Origin of the sequence: Streptomyces sp. NPDC088817, from assembly GCF_044750345.1 — a bacterium.
Classification (GTDB): domain Bacteria; phylum Actinomycetota; class Actinomycetes; order Streptomycetales; family Streptomycetaceae; genus Streptomyces.
The window spans coordinates 59059-71442 of the sequence record NZ_JBIVJN010000015.1 but is presented as its reverse complement, the minus strand read 5'-3'; the positions used below and the strand labels follow the sequence as shown (position 1 = coordinate 71442).

General features: G+C 73.4%; 4 protein-coding genes. All 4 read right to left on the bottom strand.

Features of this window, described 5'->3' with window-relative positions:
* Positions 1 to 19: 19 nt before the first annotated feature.
* Entirely contained in the window at positions 20 to 8335 is an 8316-nt protein-coding gene (locus ACIP4X_RS25480; RefSeq protein ID WP_401350781.1) for a type I polyketide synthase, read from the bottom strand.
* Positions 8336 to 8382: 47 nt separating this feature from the next.
* The gene (locus ACIP4X_RS25475; protein WP_358728079.1) at positions 8383 to 9246 is read right to left on the bottom strand and encodes an alpha/beta hydrolase; all 864 of its coding nucleotides are present in this window, start codon (positions 9244 to 9246) and stop codon (positions 8383 to 8385) included.
* A 61-nt stretch (positions 9247 to 9307) separates the two neighbouring features.
* Positions 9308 to 10879, bottom strand: coding sequence for a fatty acid--CoA ligase (locus ACIP4X_RS25470; RefSeq protein ID WP_358728077.1), 1572 nt, complete (start codon positions 10877 to 10879; stop codon positions 9308 to 9310).
* 46 nt (positions 10880 to 10925) lie between these two features.
* Complete coding sequence (locus ACIP4X_RS25465) at positions 10926 to 12383, bottom strand: polyketide synthase (RefSeq protein WP_358728075.1); 1458 nt, start codon at positions 12381 to 12383, stop codon at positions 10926 to 10928.
* Between the last annotated feature and the right edge of the window lies 1 nt (position 12384).

The following is a 12384-nucleotide window of genomic DNA, read 5'->3' as shown; positions in this document are numbered from 1 at the left end:
GGAGGACGGCGGGGGAGGGTCACCGCTGTTTCGGTACGGACTCCCCGGTCAGCAGCTCACCGAGGTACCGCGACAACGCGGCGGCGGAGGGGTGGTCGAAGGTGAGGGTGGCCGGCAGCCGCAGGCCGGCCGCGGCGGTCAGCCGACTGGTGAGTTCCAGCGTGGTCAGCGAATCAAGGCCGAGGTCCGAGAACTCCTGCTCGGGCTCGACGGCGTCCGCCGAGGCGTACCCCATCACCGCGGCGATCTGCTCCCGGACGAACGTGAGGAGCGCGGACGGCCGGTCCGCCTCCGGCAGCGCCACCGTCCGGTCCCGGAGCGAGGCCTGCGGCGCCGCCCCGGCCGGTGCCGGCCCGGTGAGTACGCCGGCGAGGCCGCCGGACCGGGTGCGCGGCGCCCTGACGTCGAGCGCGGCAGGCACGAGCACGGGCTCGTCCCGGGCGAGGGCGGCGTCGAACAGCTCGATCCCGCGCCGCATGGACAACGGTGCCAGGCCGGACCGGGCCATGCGGGCGATGTCGACGTCGGACAGGCTCGCCGCGAGTCCCGCGTCGGGGTTCCACAGGCCCCAGGCCAGCGAGACGGCGGGCAGCCCGAGCGCCCGGCGCTGGTGTGCCAGCGCGTCCAGGACACCGTTCGCCGCGGCGTAGTTGGCCTGCCCCGCGCCACCGAGCATGCCGATGACCGAGGAGAACAGGACGAATGCCGACAGTGCATCCCCCGTGGTGAGTTCATGGAGATGGAGCGCTGCGGTGCTCTTGGCCCTCAGGACGCGCCGCAGCCGCTTGGGCGTCAGCCCCGTGACGGTGCCGTCGTCGAGGACTCCCGCCGTATGCACCACGGCGCCCAGCGGAGCGTCCTTCCGCAGCCGTGCCAGTGCCTCGGCCAGCGCCGGACGGTCGGCCACGTCGCAGGCCAGGACGGACACCTCGGCGCCGAGTGCGGTCAGTTCGGCCACCAGGCCGTCGGCGCCGGGTGCGGCCCGGCCACGCCGGCTCAGCAGCGCCAGCTTTCGTACGCCGTGCCGCCGCACCAGGTGGCGGGCGAGCAGACTGCCGAGCATGCCGGTTCCGCCGGTGATGAGCACGGTGCCGTCCGGCGTCCACGGTCCGCTGCCCACCGCGGCCGGGTGACGCCCGCCTCGGACCGGCGCCAGGCGGGGTTCCCGGACGGCACCGGAGCGCACGGCCGTCTGCGGCCCGCCGGACGTGATCGCGCCGATCAGCCCGTCCACGCCGCGTTCCCCCGGTTCGATGTCGACCAGGACGAATCGTCCGGGGTGTTCCGTCTGGGCACTTCGGATCAGGCCCCAGACGGCCGCGCCCGCCGCGTCGGAGACCTCCTCGTCCGCACGGGTGGCGACCGCGCCCGCGGTGACGAGCACCAGCCGGGTCGCCGCCAGCCGTCCGTCGGTCAGCCACTCCTGGACCAGTCTGAGCGCCCGCCGGCTCGCCGCGGTGACCGCCTCGTCGACGGTGTCCTTCTCCCCCACGCACGTGACGACGACGGCCGCGGGCGGCGGCTTCGGGGCACCCACCAGAGTGTCGAGAGCCAGCAGGTCCGGGCAGACGTCCACCGGCATTCCGGCGCTCTTGAACATCCCGGTCAGGCCGAGGTGGTCGCGGCCCAGAAATGCCCACCGGCCGTCCGGCCCGCCGGCGACCGCCGGGCCGGCGGCGAGCGGCCACTCCAGCCGGTACAGCTCGCCCTGCCGCTCCCCGAGCGCCCGGCCGAGCTGTTCGGGCGTGGTTCGCTTCAGACGCAGGGACTCGACCGAGGCCACCGGGCGGCCCGTGTCGTCCGCGAGGGCGAGCGTGACCGACAGCTCACCGGATCCGCCGCCCGTGCGCAACGGGGTCGCACGGACCCGCAGGCGCCGCCCGCTCGGCGCGTACGTCTCGATCCCCTGCCAGACGAAGGGCAGGGCGAGGTCCTGCGCCGGCGCGAGAACCGCGTGCAGCGCCGCGTCGAGGAGAACCGGGTGGAGGAGGAATCCGTGGGCCTCCTCGGCCTCGCCGCCGGGGAGTTCGACTTCGGCGAGGAGCTCGTCCCCGAGCTGCCACAGGGCCCTCAGCCCGCGGAACTCGCCGCCGTACCGCAGCCCGCGTGCGGTGAACCGCTCGTAGACACCGTCGAGGTCCACCTCGACGGCTCCGGCGGGCGGCCAGCTCCGCTCCGCTGCCGGGGCGGAGGCCGGGCGCCCGGCCTCCGCCGGTTCCAGCCGGCCGGTCGCGTGCCGGGTCCACTCCCCGCGCGACGCGTCCCGCGACCGTGCGTGCACGACGAATTCGCGGCGACCGTCCGCCTGCGCACCACCGACGCTCACCCGTACGTCGAGCGCGGTCCCCTCGTACAGGGCCATGGGCGCTTCGATCACCAGCTCGCCGACCCGGCCGCCGCCCGTCCCCGCGGCGGCGTGCACGGCCCACTCGGCGAACACGGAGCCCGGTACCAGGACCGTGCCGAGCACGACGTGGCCGGCCAGCCAGGGGTGGCTGTCCAGGGACAGCCTGGCGGTGTACACGACGCCGTCGGAGGCAGGCAGTTCGACCGCCGCGCCGAGCAGCGGGTGGTCCGCCGCTTCGAGCCCCGCGCCGACGAGGTCGGTGCCGCTGCGCGCCGGGGTCGTCAACCAGTAGGACTGCCGGTCGAAGGCGTAGGTCGGCAACGCGACGGTGCGCACTCCTGCCCGGGACAGCCCGGCCGCCCAGTCGACATCGACCCCCTGGACGTACAGCGCGGCGAGCGCGGCGTGGAACGTCCGCTCCGCGGGCCGGTTGCGGCGGGCGGCGGCCGTCACCACGGCCGACGGGACCGCCGTCAGGGAGCGCTTCGCCATCGACGCCAGCACGCCGTCGGGCCCGACTTCGAGGAACCTGGTGACTCCCGCCGCTTCCAGCGCCCTGATGCCGTCCAGGAACCGCACGGGCTGCCGCACGTGCCGGACCCAGTACTCGGCGGAGCACAGCGTCGCCTCCTCGGCCGGCCGACCGGTCAGGTTGGAGACGACGGGCAGCGCCGGCGGACGGTAGTCGAGGGTCTCGGCGACCCGGGCGAACTCGCCCAGCATGGGCTCCACCTTCGCGGAGTGGAAGGCGTGGCTCACGGTCAGCCGCTTGGCCCGGCGGCCGCGCCGCTGCCACTGCGCCGTAATGCGTGCCGCCCAGTCCGCGTCCCCCGCGACGACCGTCGCGTCCGGGCCGTTGACCGCCGCGACGTCCAGCTCGGCGCCGTGCGTCGCGATCCACTCGGTGACTTCGTGCTCGGCCGCCTCCAGCGACACCATCGCCCCGCCGTCCGGCAGCCCGCCCATCAGCCGGGCGCGGCTCGCCACCAGGAGGCAGGCGTCCGGCAGCGACAGGACTCCGGCCACATGCGCGGCCGCGATCTCACCGACGGAATGGCCCAGCAGATGATCCGGGGTGACGCCCCAGTGTTCGAGCAGCCGGAACAGGGCCACTTCGAAGGCGAACAGGGCCGGCTGGGTCCACTCCGTACGGTGCACGAGCGCTGTTTCCCCGTCCGCCTCGCCGGCGAACATCACATCGCGGAGCGGACCTCCGAGGTGGGGGTCCAGATGCGCGCAGACCTCGTCCAGGGCCCGGGCGAAAGCGGGGTGGGCCGCGTACAGGTCGCGGCCCATGCCCGGGTACTGGCTGCCCTGACCGGTGAAGAGGAAGGCGACCCGGCCGGGCGTCGCCGCGCCCCGTGTCACGTTCCCCGCCGGGGCACCGTTCACCAGGGCTTCCAGGCCTCCGGAGAGCTCGGCACGGTCCGACGCGAGCACCACGGCCCGGTGCTCGAACACCGAGCGGGTGGCGGCCAGGCTGTGGCCGAGGTCGAGCAGGCCGGCGTCCCCGGCCGCCGTGTGGGCGCGGAGCGCGTTCGCCTGGGCGCCCAGCGCGGCCGCGCTCCTGGCCGTCAGCGGCAGCGGCACCGGCCCGGTCGTCGGCTCCGGAGCCGGGGCACCGGTCCCGGAGCCGGGGTCCGGCGCCTCCTCGATCACCACGTGGGCGTTGGTGCCGCTGATACCGAAGGACGACACGCCGGCCCGGCGGGGGCCGTCGGCCCGCTCCCAGGGCATCGCCTCCTGCAGCAGCCGCACGCTCCCCGCGGACCAGTCGACGTGGGAGGAGGGGCGGTCACTGTGCAACGAGCGCGGCATGACGCCGTGCCGCATCGCCATGACCATCTTGATGATGCCGCCCACTCCGGCCGCGGCCTGGGAGTGGCCGGTGTTGGACTTCAGCGAGCCCAGCCACAGCGGACGGCCGTCGGGGCGGTCTTCCCCGTACGTCGCGAACAGCGCGCCCGCTTCGATGGGGTCGCCCAGGACCGTGCCGGTGCCATGCGCCTCCACGACGTCGACCTGGCCGGGGGTGAGCCGGGCCGCGGCCAGGGCGTCCAGGATGACCCGCTCCTGCGCGGGGCCGTTCGGTGCCGTCAGTCCGTTGCTCGCGCCGTCCTGGTTCGTCGCCGTACCGCGGACCACGGCGAGCACGCGGTGGCCGCGGCAGCGGGCCTCGGAGAGCCGTTCCAGCAGCAGGACTCCGGCGCCCTCGCCCCATCCCGTGCCGTCCGCGTCGGCGGAGAAGGCCTTGCACCGGCCGTCGGGCGACAGACCGCGCTGGCGGCTGAACTCCAGGAACATGCCGGGCGTCGCCATCACGGTCACGCCGCCGGCCAGCGCCATCGAGCACTCACCACGCAGCAGGGCCTGAACCGCCAGGTGGAGTGCGACCAGCGAGGACGAGCAGGCGGTGTCGACCGTCACCGCCGGCCCCTCCAGCCCGAAGGTGTAGGAGAGCCGGCCGGAGAGCACGCTCGGGCTCGAACCCGTCAGCAGATAGCCCTCCAGGTCCTCCGGTGCCTCGCCGAGCGGCGGTCCGTACCCGGAGGGCATCGCCCCGATGAAGACGCCCGTGCGCGTGCCGCGCAGCGTCTCGGGAACGATGCCGGCCCGCTCGAACGCCTCCCAGCCGGTCTCCAGCAGAATGCGCTGCTGCGGGTCCATGCCCAGCGCCTCACGGGGGCTGATGCCGAAGAACGCCGCGTCGAACCGGGCAGCGTCGTGGAGGAATCCGCCGTGCCGCGCGTACGTGGTCCCGCGGTGCTCCGGTGAGGGGTGGTACAGGCCCTGGAGGTCCCAGCCGCGGTCGGCCGGGAAGTCCCCGACGGCGTCCTCGCCCTCCGCCACGAGGCGCCACAGGTCCTCGGGGGATGTCACCCCGCCGGGATAGCGGCAGGCCATGCCGACGATGACGACCGGGTCGTCCTCGGCCTCCGCGGCAGCCGGCGTGGCGGCTTCGCCGCCGGCGGACGACGACAGCAGATGCCGGATCCTGCCGGCCAGCGCGAACGGCGTCGGGTGGTCGTAGACCGTGCTGACGGGCAGCTTCAGGCCGGTGGCCTCGACGAGCCGCTGGCGCAGCCGGACGGAGCTGAGGGAGTCGAATCCCAGGTCGCGGAAGGCCAGCCGTCCGTCGATCGCCTCGGCACTGTCGTGTCCGAGCAGCAGCGCGGCGTGCCGGCGGACGAGGTCCAGCGCCTCCCGCTCGCCGAGCGGCCCCGGCCGCTCGACGGCCTGCTCCCCATCCGGTACCGCTTCGACGGACGAGGCGGGGAGAGCGTCGGAGGCGGGCGTGCCGGGGACCGGAGTCCGGGGGGTTGCCAGCCAGTGCCGACGGCGCTGGAAGGGGTAGCCGGGCAGCTTGACCCGGCGGGCACCGGTCCCGGCGTACCCCTTCGCCCAGTCGACCGGGACGCCGTGCACATAGGCCTCGGCGGCGGACCGCAGAAAGCGCTCGACGCCACCCTCATCCCGCTGGAGGGTGCCGACGACGGCGGCTTCGACGGGCTCGCCGGGGGACGCCTGCGCCGCGTCCTCGATCGTGTCCAGCATCCCGGCCACCAGCACCGGATGCGGGCTCACCTCGATGAAGACGTTGTGTCCCGAGTCCAGCAGCGCCCTGGTCGCGCGCTCGAACCGCACGGCCTCGCGCAGGTTCCTGAACCAGTACCCGGCGTCCAGGCGGAGCGTGTCCAGCGGGCCGCCGTCGGTGCTGGAGTAGAAGGGGACGTCCGATCGGCGGGGAGAGACGTCCTTCAGCGCGTCGAGCACCTCGTCGCGGATGGCCTCGACCTGAGGGGAGTGCGAGGCGTAGTCGATGAGGATCGGGCGGCTGCGCACCCCGTCCCGCGCGCAGGCGGCGGCCAGTGCGGCCAGTGCTTCGGGAGCTCCGCCGACGGCTGTCGACCGGGGGCTGTTGACCACGGCCACGGACAGTTCGCGCTCGGAGCGTTCCAGATAAGGCATGACGCGGTCGGCCGACAGGGCGATGGACAGCAGCCCGCCGGTCCCGGCGATCCTGGCGATGGCCCGGCTGCGCAGGGCGACCGCGCGGGCGGCTTCCTCCAGCGTCAGGGAACCGCAGACGTAGGCGGCGGCCAGTTCACCCTGGGAGTGGCCCACGACGGCGTCGGGTTCGACGCCGTGCGCGCGCCACACGGCGGCCAGCGAGACCATGACCGAGAACAGCAGGGGCTGGACGACCTCCACCTCGTCCAGGCCCGGCGCTCCGGGGGCCCCGCGCAGCACGTCGGCCGGGGACCAGTCGACGTACGGGGCCAGCGCCCGTCCGCACGCCTCCAGTTCCGCCCGGAAGACCTGGGAGCTCTCCAGCAGGCCGAGGGCCATGCCGGCCCACTGCGATCCCTGGCCGGGGAAGACGAACACGACCTTGGGCGGGCGCCGCGCGGCGCCGTACGCCGTGGTGGCGTCCGCATCACCCGCCGCGAGCGCGTCGAGCGCCGCGCCGAACTCGGTGCGGTCGCCGGCGACGACCACGGCCCGGAGGTCCATCGCCGAGCGCGTCGTGGCCAGCGAGAGGCCCACGTCCTCGGGCCGGAGGTCCGGGAAGCGGGCCAGCTGCTCGGCGAGGTCACGTGCCTTGGCCTGGAGCGCCGGCCGGCTCCTGGCGCTGAGCGGCCAGGCCATGGCCTCCGGCGCCGTCCGCCGGGTGTCCTGCCCGGCGGCCCCGGGGGCCGGGCCGAGGACGACGTGACAGTTGGTCCCGCCGATGCCGAAGGAGCTGACGCCGGCCAGCAGCCGCCGGCCGGGACGCGGCCAGGGTCCGTGGCCGCGCCGGACCTTGAGGTCGGCCTCGCCGTGGAGCGGGCGGGGCCCGGGCGACGCGTAGTTCAGGCTCCCGGGCAACTCGCCGTTCCTGATGCTCAGGGCGGCCTTCAGCAGTCCGACGGCGCCGGCCGCGCCTTCCAGGTGCCCCACGTTGGTCTTCGCCGACCCCACGAGCAGCGGGGAGCCGGGCTCCCGCGATCCGGCGAACACGGAGGCGAGGGCGGCCGCCTCCAGCTCGTCGCCGCGTGCCGTGCCGGTGCCGTGCAGTTCGACGTACTGGATGTCGCCGGGCCGGACCCGCGCGCGGCGCTGGGCCGCCCTGATGACCGCGCTCTGGGCCGCCGGGTCGGGCACGCCGACGGCCTCGCCCCGGCCGTCGTTGTTGACCGCGCTGCCGAGGATCAGGCAGATGATGTCGTCGCCGTCGGCGACCGCCCTGGACAGCGGCTTCAGGACGAACACCACGCCGCCCTCGCCGCGGACGAACCCGTTGGCCCTGGAGTCGAACGCGTAGCAGCGACCGTCGGGCGAGAGCACCCCGAACCGGTCGGCGCGCAGCGCCGACTCCAGGACGAGGTTGAGATGCACCCCGCCCGCGAGGGCGAGTTCGGACTCGCCGGAGCGCAGGCTCTCGCAGGCCATGTGGACGGCGACCAGCGAGGAGGACTGCCCGGAGTCGAGGGTGAGGCTGGGGCCCGCCAGTCCGAACAGGTGCGAGACCCGGTTCGCGATCAGGCCGCGCTGCAGCCCGGTGAAGGAGTGCCGCGTGATGCTGCCCGCTCCGTACTGGTTCAGCAGCGCGTCGTAGTCTCCGGCGATGGCGCCGAAGAAGACGCCGGCAGGGCTGCCGTGGACGTCCCAAGCGGGTATGCCGGCGTCCTCGACGGCCTCCCAGCTCAGCTCCAGCATCAGCCGCTGCTGCGGGTCCATCGACGCGGCCTCCCGCGGCGAGACGCCGAAGAAGCCCGCGTCGAACTCGCCGATACCGTCCACGAATCCGCCCCGGCCGGTGCTGCCGGGCTGCGACGCGGACGCCCCCTCGGCCGTCCAACGGCCGGAGGGGACCTCGCTGATGCCGTCCCGCCCCTCGCGGAGCAGTTCCCAGAAGCTCGTCGGTCCTGCGGCCCCGGGCAGCCGGCAGGCCATGCCGACGACGGCGATCGGTTCGCTCCGTGGGCTTGGCACAGTGCTGGTCATCGCTCTCACCTAGGTTCGTGATTACTGGTTACCGGCGAGTCCGTGCGCTACTTCTCAGGTGTCACTTCCTCGCCGACGGCGAACGCCAGCACCTTGGTGATCACCTCGCTGTCGCCCAGGATCCGGCGGTGTCCGAGCCCCTCCGTCAGCAGGAACCCGACCCGGTCGCCGTACGCGGCGACGATGCGGCGGCCCTGCTCCACGTCGACTTCGCGGTCGTTCCGGTCGTGCACCACGAGAACCGGCTGCTCGATCTCCTCCGGGCGGTGCACGGGCGAGAAGGCGTTCCAGGGGTCCGGCTCGGACGCGAAGAGCAGCTCGGTGCGGCGCCGCAACTCCCCTGCGTACACCGACCGCAGGCCCAGCTGCTTACAGAACGTGCCCGGCAGGGAGGCGAATTCGCCCACGGAGGCGATGGACACCAGTCGGTCGGCCTTGATGCCGCGCCGCAGCGCGAGGTACCCGGCGGTGCCGCCGAACGAGTGCCCGATGACCGCGCGGAAGGGCCCGTGGCGGTCCTGCAACTGCCGCAGCACGGCCAGGTGTTCCAGGATCGTCACCCCCTTGCCCCCGGAGTCGCCGTGGCCGAAGGCGTCGTACGCCACCGCGGTGACGCCGAGCTGCTGGAGCCCGTGGACGAACCCGGCGAAGTTGGCTGCCCGGCCGCCGAAGCCATGGATGAACAGCACGGGGTTGCCGCCCTCGCCCCAGCGGTAGGTCACCACGTCCTTGCCGTCCACGGTGAACTTCTCCACCACGGCCTGGTCGTGGACCGGCTGCTGGGCGCCGCGCACCTTGTCGCGTGCGACCGGCTCGCAGAACAGCCGCCACACGTAACCGCCGAGCAGCCGGGGGGAGACGTACGAGGCGGCATTCAGCACCCTGCGCACGGCAGCGAAAGACGAACTCATCACATCACCTGCAATTCCTGCCGACGGCCAGCAGGCGGCCGGCGTCGAGGGGGCAGCACGCCTAGTTGACCTTGCGGTGCTGCCCCTGCCAGAACCTGTCGCGCAGCTCTCGGCGGAGGATCTTGCCGCTGGGGTTCCTGGGAAGCGTGCCGATGAACTCGTACCCTGTCGGGATCTTGAAGTCCGCGATCCTCCCTTTCAGCGACATCATCAGTCCCCGCGGCGTCGTGCTCGTCCCGGGACGCAGTACCACGAACGCCCGGACCGCCTCCCCCCACCGCTCGTCGGGCACGCCGACCACCGCGGCCTCCAGCACCGCCTCGTGCTTGGTCAGCGCGTTCTCGATCTCCGCCGGATAGACGTTCTCCCCCGCCACGATGATCGTGTCCTTGATCCGGTCACAGACGAACAGATACCCCTCTTCGTCGAGGTAGCCGGCGTCACCCGTCATGATCCAGCCATCCACCAGGGTGTTCGCGGTGGCCTCGGGCAGCCCCCAGTACTCGACCATGTGAGCGGGCGTGCGGAGGCACACCTCGCCCACCGAACGCCCCTCGAGGCGGGTGCCGTCGCGGTCCACGATCTTGATCTCGAAGCCGGGGTACGGCCGGCCCGCCGCCTGCATCCGCGGGCCGCCGGCCACATGCTCGTGGGGCGGCAGGCACACCGCGGTGTTGCCCGTCTCGGTCAGTCCGTAGATCTGCGCGAAGTCGCAGCCGATCCGTTCGACGGCCTGTTCCAGGAGCCGTTCGGAGATCGGGGAACCGCCGTAGACCACCTTGCGCAGCGACGCGAAGTCCTCGTCGCCGGCCTCCGGTTCACTGAGCACCATCTGCAGCATCGAGGGCACCACGCACGCCGTGGTGATGCCGAGTTCACGGATCCGCCGTACCGCCTCACCGCTGATGAACATCCGCATGGCGACGTTGGTGATGCCGGCGTGGAAGCCCTGGGTGGCCCACCACAGCCCGCCAACGTGGAAGCCGGGAATGCCGATGAGGCTCACGTCGCCTTCCTGCCAGTCGATCCAGGACAGCCCCGCGGACGCCAGCGCGTCCCGGACCTTGAAGAAACTGCGGTGGGCGAGCACGACTCCCTTGGGCAGTCCGGTCGTTCCGCTGGTGTACAGCTGCGCGACCGGGTCGTCCTCGCGCACGGACCGTGCCAGGTCCGTGTCCGGGTGGTCGGCGGCCCAGCCGAGGATGCCCGCGCCCTCGTCGCCCTCGTGGTCCACGACGACGACCTGGACCCGGTGGGCCAGGGCTGTGATCGCCTTTTCGGCGAGCGCGCGGAACTCCTCCTCCACGAAAAGGAGTTCCGTCCGGGAATCCCGCAGGATGTGGTCCACCTCGCCGACGGTCAGCCGCCAGTTGATGGGCACCAGGACCGTTCCCGTCTTGGCGCAGGCGAAGAGCACCTCGTAGTAGTGCTCCGACTCCTTGCCGAGATAGCCGATCCTGGCCTGATCCGACACACCGGCCGCACGCAGCGCGTGCGCCATGCGGTTGCTGCGCCGGTGCAGCTCGCCGTACGTGACGGTCCGCCCCTCGCACAGCACGGCCGGGTGGTCCGGGCGGCGCCCGGCGTGGAACGCCACGCTCGCGTCGAGCGTCCGCAGGTTCGGAAAGTACATCGCTGCTCCTCGCTTCCTCGTTCCCAGACCTCGCTGCACTGCCGTGTCAGCCCCAGATGTTGTCGTCGGGCCAGTGGCGGCGCCCCTGGCCCGCCGTGCTGTGCGGCACGGGCCGGGGCTCCAGGTCCTCGCCCCCCTGCATCAGCACATGTGCGTTGGTGCCGGTGAACCCGAACGAACTCACCGCGGCCATCGGGGACTCGGCCTCGGGCCACGGCACGGCCGCGCGGGGCAGCCGGAGGCCGGTGCGGTCCCAGGGCACCGCCGGGTCGGGGGTGTCGATCCCCGGCTGTGGCGGGATGACACGGTTCCTGAGAGCCAGCGCGGCCTTGATCAGCCCGGCGGCCCCGGAGGCCGTCTCCAGGTAACCGAGGTTGGCCTTGGCCGAGCCCAGGTACAGCGGCGGCGCGTCGCTCGTGGCACGCCGGTACGTCTCGGCGATCGCCTCCGCCTCGATGACCCCGCCCAGCTTGGAACCGTTGGCCTGGGCCTCGATGTACTGCACCTGGTGCGGGTCGACGGCGGCGTCCCGCAGCGCCTGCGCCATCACCCGGCGCTGCGCCACGGACGAGACGGCCGCCATCGTCGGCCGGTCCCCGTGCTGGTAGACGCCGCTGCCCTTGATCAGCGCGTACGGCCGGTCGCCAGCGGCCCGCGCGTCGCGCTCGCGCTTGAGCACGAGCACCCCGCAGCCCTCGCCCCGGACGTGGCCGTCGGCCTCGCTGTCGAAGGGGCGGCTGCGCCCGGTGGGCGAGAGCATCCCCGCCTGCTCGAAGACGCCCGCGGTGAAGGGCGCGAGCATCAGGTGGCAGGCGCCGACGACGGCCACGTCGCACTCGCCGCGGCGCAGCGCCGACGAGGCCAGGTGGGTCGCGGTCAGGGCGGAGGAGCACGCCGTGTCGACGGTCAGCACAGGACCGTTCAGGCCGAGCCCGGTGGCGACCCGGGCGGCCGTCGCGCTGAGCGCTCCGCCGGTTCCCATGTACGGGGAGAGCCCCTCGGCACCCAGGCCGTTACGGAGCGCGGCGAAGCTGTACTCCACCGTGCTCACCCCGGCGAAGACACCCACCCTGGCCTCTCCCGGGTCGAACGGTGCCGCGTCCTCCAGCGCCTCGGCGGCACAGGCCAGCAGCAGCCGCTGCTGTGGGTCCATGTGCCGCGCCTCCTCGTCCGGGATGCCGAAGCGCTCGGCGTCGAAGAGGTCGACGGCGTCCAGGTAGGCGCCCTGGGCGAGCAGGCCGGCCAGCGGCGCCAGGTCCGGCGCCGAGACGTTCCACCGGGGGCGCCCGGTGGAGTCCTTGGGGATCCCGCCCGCTTCGGCGAGGACGCTGCGGCCCGTGCGCAGCGCGTCCCAGTACTGCTGGGGGCCGTCGATGCCGCCGGGGAACCGGCACGCCATGCCGACGACGGCGATCCGCTCGGTCTCCTGGCGGTGCTGTCGTGCCAGCAGCAGCACCAGCTGGGACTTGGAAAGCCCCTGCAACGACTCGATGTAGTCCTTCACC